Source organism: Halopseudomonas formosensis (assembly GCF_900115905.1).
GTDB lineage: Bacteria > Pseudomonadota > Gammaproteobacteria > Pseudomonadales > Pseudomonadaceae > Halopseudomonas > Halopseudomonas formosensis.
The window spans coordinates 12,496-28,501 of the sequence record NZ_FOYD01000007.1; the positions used below are offsets into that span (position 1 = coordinate 12,496).

19 protein-coding genes are annotated in these 16,006 nt (G+C 62.5%); 7 read left to right on the forward strand and 12 right to left on the reverse strand.

Features of this window, described 5'->3' with window-relative positions; translation table 11 throughout:
- Positions 1 to 52: 52 nt before the first annotated feature.
- Complete coding sequence (locus BM046_RS10700; protein WP_090539331.1) at positions 53 to 226, reverse strand: rubredoxin; 174 nt, start codon at positions 224 to 226, stop codon at positions 53 to 55.
- Positions 227 to 362: 136 nt separating this feature from the next.
- On the opposite strand from BM046_RS10700, the gene BM046_RS10705 reads away from it, so the two are divergent.
- From BM046_RS10705 to phoR, 4 genes are all read left to right on the forward strand, one after another.
- Entirely contained in the window at positions 363 to 881 is a 519-nt protein-coding gene (locus BM046_RS10705) for a chorismate--pyruvate lyase family protein (protein ID WP_090539333.1), read from the forward strand.
- Between the two features lie 28 nt (positions 882 to 909).
- Positions 910 to 1,800 carry a 4-hydroxybenzoate octaprenyltransferase gene (ubiA, locus tag BM046_RS10710; protein ID WP_090539335.1) on the forward strand — a complete coding sequence of 297 codons (891 nt, stop codon included), beginning with the start codon at positions 910 to 912 and terminating at the stop codon, positions 1,798 to 1,800.
- A gap of 83 nt (positions 1,801 to 1,883) precedes the next feature.
- Positions 1,884 to 2,573 (forward strand): phosphate regulon transcriptional regulator PhoB, encoded by a 690-nt coding sequence (gene phoB, locus BM046_RS10715; RefSeq protein WP_090539337.1) that lies wholly within the window; start codon positions 1,884 to 1,886, stop codon positions 2,571 to 2,573.
- 42 nt (positions 2,574 to 2,615) lie between these two features.
- Positions 2,616 to 3,914, forward strand: coding sequence for a phosphate regulon sensor histidine kinase PhoR (gene phoR / locus BM046_RS10720; RefSeq protein ID WP_090539339.1), 1,299 nt, complete (start codon positions 2,616 to 2,618; stop codon positions 3,912 to 3,914).
- Here the strand turns inward: phoR and BM046_RS10725 are convergent, their stop codons facing one another.
- Together BM046_RS10725 and BM046_RS10730 are read right to left on the reverse strand one after the other, a co-directional pair.
- The gene (locus BM046_RS10725) at positions 3,915 to 4,763 is read right to left on the reverse strand and encodes a response regulator (protein ID WP_090539341.1); all 849 of its coding nucleotides are present in this window, start codon (positions 4,761 to 4,763) and stop codon (positions 3,915 to 3,917) included.
- Between the two features lie 126 nt (positions 4,764 to 4,889).
- Complete coding sequence (locus BM046_RS10730) at positions 4,890 to 6,047, reverse strand: iron-containing alcohol dehydrogenase (protein WP_090539343.1); 1,158 nt, start codon at positions 6,045 to 6,047, stop codon at positions 4,890 to 4,892.
- Between the two features lie 247 nt (positions 6,048 to 6,294).
- Here BM046_RS10730 and BM046_RS10735 point away from each other — a divergent pair, with 247 nt between their 5' ends.
- Together BM046_RS10735 and BM046_RS10740 are read left to right on the forward strand one after the other, a co-directional pair.
- Positions 6,295 to 6,603, forward strand: a complete 309-nt coding sequence (locus tag BM046_RS10735; RefSeq protein ID WP_090539344.1) for a c-type cytochrome — start codon at positions 6,295 to 6,297, stop codon at positions 6,601 to 6,603.
- A gap of 367 nt (positions 6,604 to 6,970) precedes the next feature.
- A complete protein-coding gene (locus tag BM046_RS10740) occupies positions 6,971 to 7,489 on the forward strand; it encodes an Hcp family type VI secretion system effector (RefSeq protein ID WP_090539346.1) in 519 nt (172 codons plus the stop codon).
- 92 nt (positions 7,490 to 7,581) lie between these two features.
- Here the strand turns inward: BM046_RS10740 and phoU are convergent, their stop codons facing one another.
- The 5 genes from phoU to BM046_RS10765 all read right to left on the reverse strand — a co-directional run bounded on the left by phoU (position 7,582) and on the right by BM046_RS10765 (position 11,979).
- Positions 7,582 to 8,313: a phosphate signaling complex protein PhoU gene (phoU, locus tag BM046_RS10745; protein WP_090539348.1), complete on the reverse strand. Its 732-nt coding sequence runs from the start codon at positions 8,311 to 8,313 to the stop codon at positions 7,582 to 7,584.
- A gap of 18 nt (positions 8,314 to 8,331) precedes the next feature.
- On the reverse strand, positions 8,332 to 9,147 hold the full coding sequence (pstB, locus tag BM046_RS10750; RefSeq protein WP_177197843.1) for a phosphate ABC transporter ATP-binding protein PstB: 816 nt from the start codon (positions 9,145 to 9,147) through the stop codon (positions 8,332 to 8,334).
- An 85-nt stretch (positions 9,148 to 9,232) separates the two neighbouring features.
- On the reverse strand, positions 9,233 to 10,114 hold the full coding sequence (pstA, locus tag BM046_RS10755; protein ID WP_090539351.1) for a phosphate ABC transporter permease PstA: 882 nt from the start codon (positions 10,112 to 10,114) through the stop codon (positions 9,233 to 9,235).
- A complete protein-coding gene (gene pstC, locus BM046_RS10760) occupies positions 10,114 to 11,046 on the reverse strand; it encodes a phosphate ABC transporter permease subunit PstC (protein WP_090539353.1) in 933 nt (310 codons plus the stop codon). Before pstC ends, pstA begins: the two co-directional genes overlap by 1 nt.
- A gap of 114 nt (positions 11,047 to 11,160) precedes the next feature.
- Positions 11,161 to 11,979 (reverse strand): phosphate ABC transporter substrate-binding protein, encoded by an 819-nt coding sequence (locus BM046_RS10765; RefSeq protein WP_090539356.1) that lies wholly within the window; start codon positions 11,977 to 11,979, stop codon positions 11,161 to 11,163.
- Between the two features lie 292 nt (positions 11,980 to 12,271).
- Here BM046_RS10765 and BM046_RS10770 point away from each other — a divergent pair, with 292 nt between their 5' ends.
- A complete protein-coding gene (locus tag BM046_RS10770) occupies positions 12,272 to 12,664 on the forward strand; it encodes an acyl-CoA thioesterase (RefSeq protein WP_090539358.1) in 393 nt (130 codons plus the stop codon).
- Positions 12,665 to 12,744: 80 nt separating this feature from the next.
- Here the strand turns inward: BM046_RS10770 and BM046_RS10775 are convergent, their stop codons facing one another.
- The 4 genes from BM046_RS10775 to tenA form a co-directional block, all read right to left on the reverse strand.
- Positions 12,745 to 13,656 (reverse strand): hotdog family protein, encoded by a 912-nt coding sequence (locus BM046_RS10775; RefSeq protein WP_090539360.1) that lies wholly within the window; start codon positions 13,654 to 13,656, stop codon positions 12,745 to 12,747.
- 11 nt (positions 13,657 to 13,667) lie between these two features.
- Positions 13,668 to 14,645: an NAD(P)H-dependent flavin oxidoreductase gene (locus BM046_RS10780; RefSeq protein ID WP_090539362.1), complete on the reverse strand. Its 978-nt coding sequence runs from the start codon at positions 14,643 to 14,645 to the stop codon at positions 13,668 to 13,670.
- A 171-nt stretch (positions 14,646 to 14,816) separates the two neighbouring features.
- On the reverse strand, positions 14,817 to 14,948 hold the full coding sequence (locus BM046_RS10785; protein WP_090539364.1) for an entericidin A/B family lipoprotein: 132 nt from the start codon (positions 14,946 to 14,948) through the stop codon (positions 14,817 to 14,819).
- 183 nt (positions 14,949 to 15,131) lie between these two features.
- Complete coding sequence (gene tenA, locus BM046_RS10790; protein ID WP_090539366.1) at positions 15,132 to 15,800, reverse strand: thiaminase II; 669 nt, start codon at positions 15,798 to 15,800, stop codon at positions 15,132 to 15,134.
- Between the last annotated feature and the right edge of the window lie 206 nt (positions 15,801 to 16,006).

The following is a 16,006-nucleotide window of genomic DNA, read 5'->3' on the forward strand; positions in this document are numbered from 1 at the left end:
CGGCTGACAACTGCTGTTTATCGCCTATTTCGCTCGAAAAGCCAAGAATGTCTCAACCCGAATCGTGGCTGATGAGTTCGAAATCCTCCTTTCCCACCCCGCAATCGGGACATTGCCAGTCCTCGGGAACATCCTCCCAGCGGGTTCCGGGCGCGATCCCATCCTCGGGCCAACCTTCGGCCTCATCATAGATGAAGCCACAGACAATGCATTGCCACCTGCTCATGAGTCGCCTTTCCTCAAGTATCCACTCACAGGGTAACCCCGCGAGGGCGACTCCGCCACCCGGCACGGTGAGCGTCTGCGCCCGCAATCGTGCTACCCTCTGCGTTCGATCACCACACCATTTGCAGAGTTTGTTCATGTTTCCCGATTGGCACCCGGCACCGACCCACCCACGCAGACCGGACGGCCTGCTGTTCGACTGGTTGTGCGATGAGGGCTCCCTGACCCGTCGGCTGATGGCCGCGGGGCAGGACGATTTCCGGGTCGAGGTTCTGCTGCAGGAACACCAGCCGGCACGCCCGGACGAGGCCGCAGCACTGGGCCTGGACGCTGGCCAGCCATTGTGGGTACGCGAGGTACTGCTGCACACGGCGGGTGCACCTCGGGTGTTCGCTCGCACGGTCGCCGATCTGCAGGCATTCAATGCCGCCGGGGTACACCTGGAGAACCTCGGCAGTCGCAGTCTCGGTCAGCTGCTGTTCAGCGACCCGCGCATCCAGCGTGAGCCGATCGAGATCAGCCTTTACCCCGCCGCCTGGCTGCCCGCGCCCCGGCGCACCGAAGGCTGCTGGGCCCGGCGCTCGCGGTTTCGCAGCGAACGTCTGCAATTGCTGGTGTGTGAAGTCTTTCTTCCCGGCTGGCCGCGCCCGGCCTGATCAATCACCCCGTTTCCTGGAGACCATTGTGACCGGCCTGCTGATCAAACCCCTGACCCGCCTCCACCCGCGGGCCATCGACTTCATCCAACTGATGCGTCTGGACCGCCCGATCGGCATCTATCTGCTGCTCTGGCCCACACTGTGCGCTCTCTGGCTGGCCGCCGACGGTTTCCCCGACCCGGTGCTGCTGGCGGTATTCGTGGCGGGCGTGGTGCTGATGCGTTCGGCCGGCTGCGCCATCAACGATTTCGCCGACCGCAAGGTCGACGGCCATGTCAGTCGTACCCGCAACCGCCCCCTGGCCACCGGCCGGGTTACCGCCCGCGAGACCCTGATCACCTTCGCCATCCTGGTTGCCCTCAGCGCCTCGCTGCTGCTGCTGACCAACCTGCTGACCTTCAAGCTGTCCCTGGTCGCGGTCGCCCTGGCTACCGTCTATCCGTTCTGCAAGCGCTTCACCTTCTACCCCCAGGTGGTGCTTGGAGCCGCCTATTCCATGGCCATTCCCATGGCCTTCGCCGCCCAGTCCGGCGAGCTGCCGATGGCGCTGTGGATACTCTACATCGCCAACCTGCTGTGGACCGTGGCCTACGACACCGAATACGCCATGTGCGACCGTCCGGACGACCTGCTGATCGGGGTCAAGTCCACCGCCATCCTGTTCGGTGAGGCGGACCGGCTGATGGTCGGCCTGCTGCAGGGGCTGACCCTGCTGTGCCTGCTGCTGGTGGGCAGCCGCTTTTCCCTGGGGCTCTACTATTATCTGGGCATGCTGGCGATGCTGCTGAGCTTTGTCTGGCAGCACTGGCTGATCCGCGAGCGCGAGCCCCAGGCCTGCCTGGCCGCCTTCCTGTCCAATCACTGGAGCGGCATGCTGCTGTTCGCCGGTCTGGCGCTGCATTTCCATCTGGGCTGAAGGGCCCGGCGGGGCGGAGTCATACAACTGCAATAAAAGTGTTATCTAATCGGTAGGTCAGACATGCAACTGGATGGAGCACCATGGCAGACAAGACCATACTGATAGTTGACGACGAAGCCCCGATCCGGGAGATGATTGCCGTTGCGCTGGAGATGGCCGGATACCACTGCCTGGAAGCGGAAAACACCCAGCAGGCCCACGCCGCCATCATCGACTCGCGTCCCGATCTCATCCTGCTGGACTGGATGCTTCCGGGCACCAGCGGCATCGAGCTGGCGCGGCGCCTGAAACGTGACGAGCTGACCAGCGACATCCCCATCATCATGCTCACCGCCAAGGGCGAGGAGGACAACAAGGTCCAGGGACTGGAAGTCGGCGCTGATGACTACATTACCAAGCCCTTCTCCCCCCGGGAGCTGGTCGCCCGCCTGAAGGCCGTGCTGCGCCGTGCCGGCGCCCTGGACGATGAAACACCCATCGAGGTCGGTGGTCTGTGCCTGGATCCGGTCAGCCATCGGGTAACCATCGACGGCACTCCTGCGGAGATCGGCCCCACCGAGTACCGCCTGCTGCAGTTCTTCATGACCCACCAGGAGCGCGCATACACCCGCAGTCAGCTGCTGGACCAGGTCTGGGGCGGCAACGTCTATGTCGAGGAGCGTACCGTTGATGTGCATATCCGCCGCCTGCGCAAAGCACTGGGCAGCCCCTACGATGGCCTGGTGCAGACGGTCCGAGGCACCGGCTACCGCTTTTCCACCAAGGTCTGATTCTCCAGCCGTGCAGGCTCACCCGGGAAAAGGAATGCACAGGTGAAAACGAACTGGCTCATTTCGATCACAGGCGGCCTGCTCTGGGTGCTGGTACCTTGTCTGATCGCTGGCCTGATCCTGGGCCAGCCGGCCTGGGCCTTGGTCACGGGCCTGGCCCTGTACCTGGCCTACACCCTGTGGCAGGCCCGGCGTCTGCAGTCCTGGCTGAATGAGTCATCCGGGGAACCGCCACCGGAGGCCAGGGGCGCCTGGGGCCTTGTGTTCGACGAAGTCTACCGCATGCAGCGCCGTGATCAACGCGCCCGGGCTCGCCTTGAGGCCATCATAGCGCGCATTCAGGCCTCCACCGCAGCCCTGCGCGACGGGGTGGTGATGCTCGATCAGGAAGGTCATCTGACCTGGTGGAACCATGCCGCAGAGCAGCTGTTGGGGCTGCGCGCGCCTGACAGCGGCCAGCATGTGCACAACCTGCTGCGCGATCCGCGCTTTGTCGAATATTTCGAGCAGACCGATTACCGCGAGCCGCTGAACATCCAGTCTCCGCTGAGCATCACGACCTGGCTGCAGTACGACATCACCCGCTATGGTGATGGCGAACGCCTGATCCTGGTCCGCGACATCACCCGACTGCATAACCTGGAGCAGATGCGCAAGGACTTCGTGGCCAACGTCTCCCACGAACTGCGCACCCCCCTGACGGTGCTGGTAGGTTATCTGGAAACCATGCTCGACAATGCCGCAGAACCGCAGTCCCGCTGGATACGGCCCTTGCAGCAGATGCAGCATCAGGCCAGCCGCATGCAGAGTCTGCTCAATGACCTGCTGATGCTGTCCCGCCTGGAAACCTCCGATGTGCGGATCGAGGAGAGGCCGGTCGCTATCGACCGCATGCTGACCGAGATCCGCAAGGACGCCCTGGCCCTGTCCGGCGAGCGCCGGCATGAGATCACCCTGGAGATTACCAGCCCGGCGACACTCAAGGGGCTCGAGACGGAGCTGCGCAGCGCCATCTCCAATCTGGTCTACAACGCGGTGAAGTACACCCAGGACGGGGGCCGCATTCACATCAGCTGGTCACGGGACGACCAGGGTGCGCGCCTGAGCGTAGCGGACAACGGGCCGGGCATTCCCAGGGAACATCTGCACCGGCTGACCGAACGCTTCTATCGGGTGGATTCCAGCCGCAACAGCACCACCGGCGGCACCGGTCTGGGACTGGCCATCGTCAAGCATGTGATGATGCGACATCAGGGCTCGCTGCAGATCAGCAGCTCCCCCGGCCAGGGCAGTACCTTTACCTGCGTGTTTCCACCGGAGCGCCTGCTGGATCCATCCTGATCACCCCGCCGCAGCGATCAGCAGCGACAGGCTTTCCAGCTTGGCGGGGTCCTGATCGACGAAACGTATGGTCACCAGCACCCACTCGCTTTCCAGCCGATCCTCCAGCGCCGACAGGGCGTGCAGGTAGCCATTGATGCGCACCACAGCATCCTCGTCACCCTGCTCCATATCCAGCACCGCGCTCTCGAACAGGGAAGGCAGCCGCTCGTTGCGTCGCACCAGCAACTGCGCATCACGCAGGCTCAGGCGGCGGATGACGCAGGGCAGCTGCACCTCGGCCAGGCGCAGCTGAGCCCGTACCGGGGAGCGCAGCTGCACTTCCCGATGATCTTCCTGCGCACCGGCGCCGGGGCGTGCCGTGGTGGCGGGGGCTGAGGACTGGCGGGAGCCAAGCAGGGCACTCACGGATTCCTGGGCATGCCCGACGCTGGTCTGCACCGGGCGACTGCGCAGCAGCTCCAGCTTGCCGACCCTGTGCAGCGCCTTGCTCACCTTGGAAATCAGTTGTTCATTGCTGAAGGGCTTGCCTACGTAGTCACTGACACCGGCCTGAATGGCCTGAACCACGTTGTCCCGGTCACCACGGCTGGTGACCATGATGAAGGGTGTCTTCTGCTGACCCGGCTGGCCGCGGAACCACTCGAGCAGTTCCAGCCCGCTCATTTCGGGCATTTCCCAATCGCACAGGATCAGGTCGAAGGATGTGCGGGCGAGCAACTGCCGCGCCTTGCTGCCATTCACCGCCTCCTCGATCTGCAGACCGGGAAAGTGACTGCGCAGGGCCTTCTTGATCAGATCCCGGATGAAGGGCGCATCATCCACCACCAGCGCCGACACTTTAGCCATGAAGCTTCTCTCAATCAGTTACCGGCCAAGCTTAGCGCAGACTGATGTCGGAAACCCAGCACCGGCGCGCCGGATAATGCCTGGAAAGGGGAGCGGAGGTGATGCCTGGCATCACCTCCCTGGTGATTACAGCTTGCCGGTCAGGGCGTTGAGGAACAGCTGGCGATACTCGCCGGCGTCGAGCTGGCGGGCGTTGGTGCGGGAGGTCACATCCTTCACCGACATCTCGCCGATCAGGTCGGCACGACTGTCATCCACACCGATCTCGGCCAGAGTGTGCGGCAACTCCAGCTCCGCACGCAGATCCAGCACCCAGTCCAGCAGGCCGTTGAAGTCCGTGTGCGGCAGCCCCAGATAACGGGCAGCACGGGCCGTCTCCGCCTCGATGGCCGGACGATTCATCTGCAGGACATAGGGCATCACGATGGCATTGAGCAGGCCGTGGTGAGAGTCATACAGAGCCCCGACGCTATGGGAAACGGCATGGATGGCCCCCAGTCCGCGCTGGAACGCGGTGGCGCCCATGCTCGAGGCAACCAGCATCTGCAGGCGTGCGTCGATATCCTGGCCGTTGCGCACCGCTCGCGGCAGATACTCCCTGACCAGACGCATGCCCTCCAGCGCAATGCCCTCGGCCATCGGATGGTAGGTGGGGGCCAGGAAGGCTTCCAGGTTGTGCGCCAGCGCATCCATACCGGTGGCCGCGGTCAGCTTCGGCGGCAGCCCCAGGGTCAGCTCGGGATCCAGGATCACGGTGGCAGGCAGCATCCGCGGATGGAAGATGATGCGCTTGGTGTGATTTTCCTCGTCGGTGATCACCGCAGCATTACCCACCTCAGAGCCGGTACCGGCGGTGGTGGGAACGGCCACCACAGGCAGCATGCGCGACGCATCCACATTGGCCGGGTTGCGGGCTTCCCAGAGGGAGATTTCCTGGTGGGCCACCAGGGCGACGGTCTTGGCCGCATCGATGGCCGAGCCGCCGCCGAAGGCGATGACCCCGTCATGGTTGCCGGCCTTCAGCGCAGCCACACCATCCAGAACGTTGGTGCCGGTGGGGTTGCCCTTCACCGCACTGAACAGCCCGACCTGCAGACCGGCGTCCCGGCAGACCTGCAGTGCCTGCTCCACGATCGGCAACGAAGCCAGGCCCGGATCGGTGATCAGCAGGGGAGCCTGCATGCCCAGCTGCCTGCAGCACTTGCCCAGCTCCTGCAGACGGCCCGCGCCTACACGTACGTTGGTGGGATAGCTCCAATTGTTGTTGTAGGATGCGATTTCCATGTAGTCTCCATTACTCGGGTAGGGGTCGGTGGTCATTCAGATTGCCACAGCGACCTGCTCGGGACATATTCTATTTATGTATCGCGACATACTCAAATAACAAAGTTCAATTCCACATTCTTGTTGTGGGCTCATTTGCCACTTGAATAAATGGCCCGCGTGAGCCATTTTGTGATCATACCTGCAGCGAAGAGTTTTTCGTGACAAGCAGGATCTGCTCTTCCGATTAGCCTTTCGAGGATACACCATGAAACTCTACCTGTTGCCGCTGGTCGCCGTTGCCGCGCTGACTGCAGCTCACACTGCCAACGCTGACGAAGCCCTGTTCAAGAGCAAGCCCTGCATTGCCTGTCACGCCATCGACACCAAACTGGTCGGTCCGGCACTGAAGGAAGTCGCGGCCAAGTACGCCGATCAGGAAGGTGCCGCCGAGCTGCTGGCCGGTCACATCAAGAACGGTTCCACCGGTGTTTGGGGCCCGATCCCCATGCCGCCGAACGCGGTAACCGACGAAGAGGCCACCCAGCTGGCCGAGTGGATCCTGACTCTCAAGTAAGCGTCGGTATCCTCCGAAAAGCACCCCGCGGGCCCTGTGGTCGCGGGGTGTTTTCGTTTCCGGCTCCAGGTTTTACGCTGCGCAGCTTGTTGCCCAGCCGCTGTGGATAACCCTGTGGACAAGGCCGCCTGCCCCCGATGCCGCCTGATCAGGATCCGTCTGCGCCATATCCTGCCAGCGCTGCGCAGGAAGTTGCACACTGCCCCGTTGACCCGTTCACGGTTTCTCCGAACCTGAGCTGCACCGGCCCCGGAAAAAATCGCAAGCCCTTGTTTCGTATGGAAATCTCCTGGCGTGGCACAGCTATTGCTCCTTTCCGGTTCACGGGAGCGCTGAGCCGCTCCCATCAACCGTCAAGGAGAGCACCATGCCAACACCCGCGTACATGACCATCGAAGGCACCAAACAGGGCCTGATCACCGCCGGCACCTTTACCGAAGACTCGGTGGGCAACATCTTCCAGGAAGGTCACGAAGACCAGATCCTGGTGCAGGCCTTTGATCACCAGGTCATCATCCCCCGCGACCCCCAGTCCGGCCAGCCCACCGGTCAGCGCGTCCACAAGCCGCTGATGATCACCAAGGTCTTCGATAAGTCCTCCCCGCTGCTGTTCAATGCCCTGACCTCCGGCGAGCGGCTGAACAAGTGCCGTCTGGAGTGGTACCGCACCTCCGCCACCGGCACCCAGGAGCACTACTTCACCATCGAGCTGGAAGACGCCATCATCGTCGACGTGCAGTCGCGCATGCCCAACTGCCAGGACCCGTCACTGTCCCATTTCACCCACCTGGAAGACGTGTACTTCACCTACCGCAAGATCATCTGGACCCATGAAGTGTCCGGGACCTCCGGTTCCGACGACTGGCGCACACCGATTTCCGCGTAAGTCCCGTAACAAAAAGAAACCCCGGTCGGGCTTACCCGACCGGGGTTTTCTTTGCCCGCCTCCCGGCGAGTCTGGGGGACTGATGGGAGGCCTCAGCTCCGCCCCGACCTGCCGACCTCCTCGGCCATGCGCTTGAGGCTCAGGTGGCGCACGTTGGTACCTTCCACCATATGGATGACATGCTCGGCGACGTTGCGGGCGTGGTCGCCGACCCGTTCCAGTGAGCGCAGTACCCAGAGGATGTTCAGCACCCGGCTGATCGAGCGCGGATCTTCCATCATGTAGGTGACCATCTCGCGCATCGCTGTCTTGTACTCGCGGTCGACGATCTTGTCTTCCTGGGCCACCTCCAGCGCCTGTCGGCTGTCGTAACGAGCGAAGGAGTCCAGTGACTGCTGCACCATCTTGTGCACGTGGTAGCCGATGTGGCGGCACTCCACATAGCCGCGGGGCGCCTGGCCTTCCTCGATCAGCTGCAGGGCGCGACGAGCAATCTTGGAAGCCTCATCGCCGATGCGCTCCAGATCGACGATGATCTTGCTGATGTTGACCACCAGGCGCAGGTCGCTGGCGGCAGGCTGGCGGCGCGCGAGGATGCGCATGCATTCCTCGTCGATCTGCCGCTCCATGGCGTTGGTGGCGTTGTCGTTCTCGCGCACCTTTTCCGCCAGCTTGCCGTCCGCCTCGATCAGCGCGGTGACCGCATCGTAGACCTGCTTTTCCACCAGGCCGCCCATCTCCAGCAGGCGCGTGCGCAGGGATTCCAGCTCGTCGTTGAACTGCTGGGAAATATGCTGGCTGAATCCGTCGTTTTCTCTCGTCATTGTCTTGCCCCCAGAGGATTAACCGTAACGCCCGGTGATGTAGTCTTCGGTCTGCTTCCTGCCCGGATTGGTGAACAGCGTATTGGTATCACCGAACTCGATCAGTTCGCCCATGTACATGAAGGCGGTGTAATCGGATACCCGCGCTGCCTGCTGCATGTTGTGGGTAACGATGACGATGGTGTACTCGTCCTTCAGGTCGTTGATCAGCTCTTCGATCTTCAGGGTGGAGATCGGGTCCAGCGCCGAGGCCGGCTCGTCGAGCAGCAGTACCTGCGGCTGGATGGCGATGGCCCGGGCGATCACCAGTCGCTGCTGCTGACCACCGGACATGCCGAAGGCGTTGTCATGCAGGCGGTCCTTGACCTCATCCCACAGCGCAGCGGAACGCAGCGACTGCTCGACCACCTCGTCCAGCACCCGCTTGGAGCGCACGCCCTGCAGGCGCAGGCCGTAGGCAACGTTCTCGTAGATGGTCTTGGGGAAGGGGTTGGGCTTCTGGAATACCATGCCCACGTTGCGCCGCAGCTCGGCCACATCCACATCCCGGTCATAGATGTTCTTGCCGCCGATCAGCACTTCCCCGGTGATGCGGCAGATGTCCACCAGATCGTTCATCCGGTTGAAGCAGCGCAGCAGGGTGGACTTGCCACAGCCCGACGGGCCGATGAAGGCGGTGACCTTGCGCTCGGGAATGACCATGTCGATACCCTTGAGGGCCTGGTCGTTGCCGTAATACAGTTTGAGGTCGTTGACCTGGATCTTGATGGTCTCGTTTTCCATGGACAGCCTGTCTCCGGTCTGCGGCAATGCCGTGGTGGCGGAAACAGTCATCTTATCCGTTTGCGGAAGGCTGGTTTGCATATTCATAGTCGACTCAGTGTTCATTGGGTGTCCCCGTATCCGGTAGTGGTGGCTGTCAGGTGCTGGACTTGTAGCGCTTCTGCAGCCTGTTGCGCAGCAGGATGGCGAACAGGTTGAGCACCACCACGATCAGCAGCAGCAGTAACGCGGTGCCGTACTGCAGGTGACGGGTTTCTTCGATGTTGGTCCCCGAGGTCGCCAGGACGTAGATGTGGTAGGGCATTGCCATGACCTCATCGAAGATCGAGGTCGGCAGCTTGGCGGTGGAGAACACCGCGGCGGTGAACATGATAGGCGCCGTCTCGCCGGCGGCACGGCTGATGCCCAGGATCAGGCCGGTGAGCATGCTCGGCAGCGCCGGCGGCAGCACCACCCGGTAGATGGTCTGCCAGCGGGTAGCCCCCAGCGCCAGGGAAGCCAGGCGCATGTTCCTGGGTACCGCACGCAAGGCTTCCTCGGCAGAGCCGATCACCAGCGGCAGGATGAAAGCCGCCAGGGTCAGGGAGCCTGCAATGATACTGACACCCAGCTTCATTATGATCACGAAGAAGGCCAGACCGAACAGGCCGTAGACCACCGAAGGTACACCGGCCAGGTTCACCACCCCCTGGCGGATCATGCGTACCCAGAAGCCATCCCTGGCGAACTCGTTGAGATAGATGGCCGTGCCCACACCGATCGGGAAGGCCACCAGAATGGCGCCCAGACTCAGGTACAGGGTACCGAGAATGGTCGGCAGGATGCCGCCCTCGGTCATGGCGTTGCGCGGCATCTCACTGAGAAACTCCCAGTTGATGGCCGAGATGCCGTTGACCGCGATGAACAGCAGAAAGCCCACCAGCGCCAGCAGATTGAGGGTGGCCGTCGCCCAGAGAATGCCGAAGGCAACCTTCTGGATATTGCGACGGCGACGATTGCGGTTTTCCGAACCCAGCATCAGATGGCCTCCCCGACACGGCGATACTTGTTGGCGAAGTAGGACGCCAGCAGGTTGAACAGGAAGGTGGTCACGAACAGCACAAGACCGATGGCAAACAGCGCGTGGTAGTGATCGCTGCGGAAGGCGGCGTTGCCCATTTCAGCGGCGATGTTGGCCGGCATCGGACGGACCGGATCGAACAGCGAATGGGGAATCATGGCGGCGCCGCCGGCCACCATCAGCACCACCATGGTTTCGCCGATGACCCGGGCGATGCCCAGTACCACCGCCGTGGCGATGCCCGTGATGGAAGCGGGAAAGACCACCCCGCAGATGGTTTCCCAATGGGTCGCACCCAGTGCCAGCGCACCGTCCTTCATGGATTTGGGGACGCTGTAGATGGCGTCCTCGGCAATACTGGCAATGGTCGGTACCGCCATCAGCGCCAGCAGTATCCCCGCGTTGAATACGTTGAGGCCGGTATCCAGGTTGAATACGTTCTGCAGCAGCGGCGCAATCACCACCATGCCGACAAAACCGATCACCACGGTCGGCAGACCTTCGATCAGCTCGATCACCGGCTTGAGGATGCCACGCATGCGCGGCGAGGCGATCTCGGCCAGGTAGAAGGCGGTGCCCACGCCCAGCGGCACGGCGATCAGGGTGGACACCAGCACCACGCTGGCGCTGCCGACAATCATGGGGAAGATGCCGTAGTCCGGCGGATCGTAGGTAGGGTACCAGGCCGAGCCGAACAGGAAGTCCGTGACTGAGATCTTGTCGAAGATCGGCAGGCCTTCCATGACCAGAAACACGAGGATCAGGCCGAGGATGATCACCCCAGTGGCGCTCACCAGCAGGAAGAACAGGTGCACCAGCAGATCCATGGTGCGGCTGCTGATCAATGGCTTCTTCGCGGCCTGGAAAGAGGATATCGATGATGTTGACATGTTTTCTCTCGGTTTGAGGGCTCGGATGTAATCTCAGCCAGGCAGAACGCCAGGCTAGGCCTGGCGTCTGTACAACCCTTGCTGGAGCAGAGCGTCTTGAGCTCCGGCCGCCACTCAGTACAGCGGTACGTAACCGGTGGACTCAACCGCCTTCTGACCTTTCTCGGGGTGCAGAACGTACTGGATGAACTTCAGGGTTTCGCCCTGCGGCCAGTTGTTGGTGAATACCCACAGGGTACGGGCTACCGGCCAGCTGCCGTCACGCACGGTGTCGTGACTCGGCTCGACGCCGTCCAGCTTCAGCGGCTGCAGCTTGTCATTCAGGTAACCGATACCGACATAGCCGATGGCGTTGCGGTTGCTGGTAACCGCCTGCACTATGGCACCGTTGGACGGCAGCAGCTGGGTGGTGGGGCTGACACGGTCACCCTTGAGCACGGTATCGACCCAGACGCCATAGGTACCGGAGGAAGAGTCACGGGAGATGGAAACGATGCGCTTGTCTTCGCCGCCCACTTCCTTCCAGTTGGTGATGCTGCCGTTATAGATGCCGCGCAGCTGCTCGGAGGTCAGCTCCTTGACCGGGTTGTCGGGGTGGACCACCGGCACGATACCGTCGGAGGCCACGGCGAAGGGCACGATGTAAACGCCATTCTCATGGGCCTGCTTGACTTCGCTGTCCTTGATCCAGCGCGAGGACATGCCGATGTCAGCCATGCCGTCGATGACCGCACGGATACCGTTACCGGAGCCGGTGCCGGCTACCGAGAAAGTGGTCTCGGGGTTGTCATTGGTGTAGGCCTCGGTCGCCGCCTGCATGATCGGCAGCACAGTGGTGGAACCGTTGACGCTGAGTTGGCCGGCAAACACCGGGGACGCCAGCAGGGCACATCCGGAAATGGCAACCGCGGCGAGTTTCTTCAAACCTTTCATTCCAGTCTCCTTAGACATAGCGTGAACTACCTTTGGTCAGCAGTACTATCCGACTCTCCCTGAGGTCGTCGCCAGAAGTCCGCTTGCACAACTCCTTCCCAGGACAGGCGTCATTATGTCCACGCTTTGTTGCAGGAATGTTTCAGTGAAATAAAACCGGCCGGTGGCTGGCATGGCGATAGTCAGCCATTCCTTGCAGCTGCCCCCCCGGGGCCGTAATATTGCGGTCTACAGCAGGGCAGGCCGTCCGCGGCGGGCCCCAGAACAACTACAACGACATCCAGAGTAGTTCATGCAAGACCTTGATCAAGATCCCGTTCCACAGGGCGAGCTGGCGCTGAAAGTCACCGCTCTGCCCCGCGACTGCAACAGTTTCGGCGACATCTACGGCGGCTGGCTGGTCGGTCAGATGGACATCGCCGGCACCAGCACCGCGGCGCGCATCGCCCGGGGCCGAGTGGCCACCGTCGCCATCGACCGCATGGGCTTCATGGTACCGGTACCGGTGGGCGCCCAGCTCGCCTTCCACTGCCAGGTGCAGGATATCGGCCGCAGCTCCATCACCATCAAGGTGGAAGTCTGGAGCGACAACTACAGCTACAACGAAAGCCGCAAGGTGACCGAAGCCACCTTCGTCTTCGTTGCCATTGATGATCGGGGCCGGACCCGGGTCATTCCGAGCTGAATGCCCCGGCGGCGCTCAGACGCCGCCGAGGTCGGGATTGGCGAGCAGCTGCTCGCCGGAAAATCCCTCGTCCTGCCGCTTCAGTCCTTCGGATAATCCGCGTAGGAATGCTTCAGGGTGGCGTGGTTGAGCAGCATTTCCGCCTTCAGCTGGCTGCCGTCGGCCGAGTAGATGCGCGAACGCACCCAGTAGGACTCGGTGCGCTTGCTCTCGGACAGCGCCACCACTTCCCGCCTGATCAGATAGTCTTCGCCCACGAACAGCGGACCGTCGACCATGCGGATCTCCTGGTCGGCAAACAGGCCGATGACCGGCTGTTTGACCGGAAACGCCGCCAGCTTGCTGCTGTATTCCGCCAGCACACTGACCATTTCCAGCGGAATGATGGCCCGGCCCCAGGGCGAGCTGTCGGCGTGGGAGTACCAGGGTGAGTTCTCGGTGATGCGTTCCAGCTTCTGGTTCAGCGAGAAGGGATAGAGATCCCCCATGTGCTGGTCGGCATCCATGCGCACCCGCTCTTCCCGGGCACCCTGCATGCCCACCTGCAGGTCGGCCAGGATCACCAGCCGCTCCGGCGGGCGCAGTCGGGCCATGCGCTCATCCAGCAGCGACGGACCATCATCCGGGCCGAGGCTGGCGCTGGCTTCCAGCACGGGCGTGCCATCGGCCTTTTCCGCCCAGCAGCGTACCCGGGTCGCCCCCGGTGCCGGGCGCTCGACAAAGGCACGCACCTGCTCGCCCTCGAACACCATGTTCTGGAAGTGCGCGGAGAAGCAGCCACGCTCGAACCAGTCCCGGCCCCAGATCTCCGCCAGCAGCGGAACGAACTGGCTGAAGTGCGTAGGACCTTCGATCGGGCCGGCACGGAACCCCAGCTTTTCCGCCATGTTGTCATCGTGGATGGAGGTATGGCCGCTGTATTGCTGATCGGCCAGCATCTGTTTCGGTTCGCGCAGCGGGCCGCACAGGTAAAGAGGCGTATCAAAGCTCATGTGCTGTCCCCTCAGCCATTGACCAGGCCAGTCAGACGCTGACGGATGATGCCTTGCGCCTCGGCCATGATGCGGTCGATGAGTTCCTGCACCGTGGGAATGTCATTGATCAGGCCGGCAACCATGCCGCAGGACCAGGCACCGGCGTCCATTTCGCCGGTCTTCATGATGCGCGGGTAGACCCCGGCCACTTCCTCGACGATATCCTCGAACTTGAGGTTGGCGCCCAGACGTCTTTCCTTTTCCAACAGGCGCTCGACAGCGGCGTTGTTCATTACCCGCTCGGTATTGCGCAGCGGACGCATGACCAGCCGGGTATCCAGTTCGCTGGCCGCCACTATCGCCTGCTTGACGTTGTCATGCACTGGCGCTTCCCGGGTAGCAATGAAGCGCGTGCCCATGTTCATGCCCTCGGCACCCAGCGCCAGCGCCGCCACCAGCGAGCGGCCATCGGCCATGCCACCGGAGGCGACAAAGGGGATGCTCAGCTCCTCCGCCGCCCGAGGCAGCAGAATGAAGTTGGGCACATCATCTTCGCCCGGGTGACCGCCACACTCGAAGCCGTCCACACTCACCGCATCACAGCCGATGGCCTCGGCCTTGAGCGCATGGCGCACGGCGGTGCACTTGTGGATGACCTTGATGCCATGCTCCTTGAGGATCGGCAGCCATTTCTGCGGGTTGTTGCCGGCGGTTTCCACGGCCTTGACGCCACCCTTGATGATGGCCTCGATATAGCCCGGGTAGTCCGGCTGCTTGACCGAGGGCAGGAAGGTCAGGTTGACGCCGAAGGGCTTGTCGGTCATCTCGCGGCAGCGGCGGATTTCCTCGGCCAGCGCCGCCGGGGTGGGCTGGGTCAGGGCAGTGATCATGCCCAGGCCGCCGGCATTGGCCACGGCGGAGGCCAGCTCGGCATAGCCTACATGGTGCATGCCACCCTGGATGATCGGATGTTCGATACCAAAGAGTTCGGTGATTCTTGTTTTCATGCTCTACCTGCTGAATGAAGTGAAGCGCACGCACAGCGTGTCCATCGATGGGACTGAGTGTAGGCGGGGTGACGGAACGTGGGCAAACCCCAAGTTGACGGGGTATTCAGCAGGTTTATGGGGAGCTGGCACCGGCCACCCGGGGGGCGGCCAGGGCAGTGTTTCCAGCGCTTATCTCTCCGCAGCGTCTTCCAGCGCTTCACCGCCGCGCTGAATATCCCTTCCTGCGCCTTCCATGGTGTTACAACCAGCCATGAAGAGCACCATCATTCCAAGCAGGACCGATTTCATCGTGAGACTCATAATGAACTCCAGTGTCAGTTGAGTACTAATCACGCGATGTGGCGCGTGGGTACGGCTGTATGAAGCGCAGCCAGAATTATTGACAGCGAAGGGGCAACGCAGGTTCACATGAGGTTTGGACGAGTCCGCGGGGAGCGTGCGGAATGGGCCCGGGTAGAGCGTCGCTGCCCGGGCCGGAGCAGGTTACATACGCTGGTTCAGACCCATGTCCCAGAAGTCGATTTCCAGGCGGGTGGCGTCGCGGAAGATGCGCACCAGCTGTTCGAAGCGGCGCGGGGAAATCTCCGCCAGCTCGCGGTTGAGCCAGGCTTCCTCGGCGGCGGCGGCCTGCTGGAACTCGGCCCCCTCGTACATGCAGATCCAGTGATCATAGGGGTTGGCCTCGCCGCGTACCGTTTCTGGCCGCTCGCTCAGCCACTTGCCGATCTGGGCGTAGCCGACCAGACAGGGGGCCAGCGCCACATGCAGGTCGAGCAGGTCACCGCGGTTGCCGGTGTCCAGCACGTAACGGGTGTAGGCCATGGTTGCCCGGGCCTCGGGCAGCGCCTGCAGCTCCGCTTCGGAGATGCCCCACTGGCGGCAGTAGTCGATATGCAGACCCAACTCCAGGCCAATGATGGCCTCCAGCCCGGCCTTGGCCTGACGCAGGTCGTCCAGGGTCGGGCTCTTGTAGGCAGCCAGGGCGTAGGCACGGCCGAACTGGATCAGGAACAGGTAGTCCTGTTTCAGATAGTGGCGGAAGGCGTCCCCGGCCAGGGTGCCGTTGCCCAGCTGCTGAACGAAGTCATGCCTGATGTAGGCGTCCCACTCGCTTTGGCAGGCGCGCTGAAGATCATCAAAGGTAAAAGCCATGGACGTATCTCACTGATAGAAATGGAATTTTCCGGACGATACGATAGCCGCCGGGGCAGATAAAGCAAACCCGTGAGTGTCTGCAGGAGCGTCGCCCCCGGCGCGATTGAACCTTCCGGCCACTCCGAGCGGCCGGCGCTATTCGCCCCCGGGGCGGGGGCTCCCACAATACTCGGTGTGATAACCAAACCACCCGGCTGGCCCCA

Coding starts and splice junctions, on each gene's coding strand:
- BM046_RS10735 (WP_090539344.1), top strand. CDS start 6,295: ATGAAACTCTACCTGTTGCCGCTGGTCGCCGTTGCCGCGCTGACTGCA.
- BM046_RS10780 (WP_090539362.1), bottom strand. CDS start 14,645: ATGAAAACAAGAATCACCGAACTCTTTGGTATCGAACATCCGATCATC.
- pstA (WP_090539351.1), bottom strand. CDS start 10,114: ATGCTGGGTTCGGAAAACCGCAATCGTCGCCGTCGCAATATCCAGAAG.
- BM046_RS10775 (WP_090539360.1), bottom strand. CDS start 13,656: ATGAGCTTTGATACGCCTCTTTACCTGTGCGGCCCGCTGCGCGAACCG.
- BM046_RS10785 (WP_090539364.1), bottom strand. CDS start 14,948: ATGAGTCTCACGATGAAATCGGTCCTGCTTGGAATGATGGTGCTCTTC.
- BM046_RS10705 (WP_090539333.1), top strand. CDS start 363: ATGTTTCCCGATTGGCACCCGGCACCGACCCACCCACGCAGACCGGAC.
- BM046_RS10725 (WP_090539341.1), bottom strand. CDS start 4,763: ATGGCTAAAGTGTCGGCGCTGGTGGTGGATGATGCGCCCTTCATCCGG.
- BM046_RS10770 (WP_090539358.1), top strand. CDS start 12,272: ATGCAAGACCTTGATCAAGATCCCGTTCCACAGGGCGAGCTGGCGCTG.
- BM046_RS10740 (WP_090539346.1), top strand. CDS start 6,971: ATGCCAACACCCGCGTACATGACCATCGAAGGCACCAAACAGGGCCTG.
- BM046_RS10765 (WP_090539356.1), bottom strand. CDS start 11,979: ATGAAAGGTTTGAAGAAACTCGCCGCGGTTGCCATTTCCGGATGTGCC.
- tenA (WP_090539366.1), bottom strand. CDS start 15,800: ATGGCTTTTACCTTTGATGATCTTCAGCGCGCCTGCCAAAGCGAGTGG.
- BM046_RS10700 (WP_090539331.1), bottom strand. CDS start 226: ATGAGCAGGTGGCAATGCATTGTCTGTGGCTTCATCTATGATGAGGCC.
- pstB (WP_177197843.1), bottom strand. CDS start 9,147: ATGACTGTTTCCGCCACCACGGCATTGCCGCAGACCGGAGACAGGCTG.
- phoU (WP_090539348.1), bottom strand. CDS start 8,313: ATGACGAGAGAAAACGACGGATTCAGCCAGCATATTTCCCAGCAGTTC.
- phoB (WP_090539337.1), top strand. CDS start 1,884: ATGGCAGACAAGACCATACTGATAGTTGACGACGAAGCCCCGATCCGG.
- pstC (WP_090539353.1), bottom strand. CDS start 11,046: ATGTCAACATCATCGATATCCTCTTTCCAGGCCGCGAAGAAGCCATTG.
- BM046_RS10730 (WP_090539343.1), bottom strand. CDS start 6,047: ATGGAAATCGCATCCTACAACAACAATTGGAGCTATCCCACCAACGTA.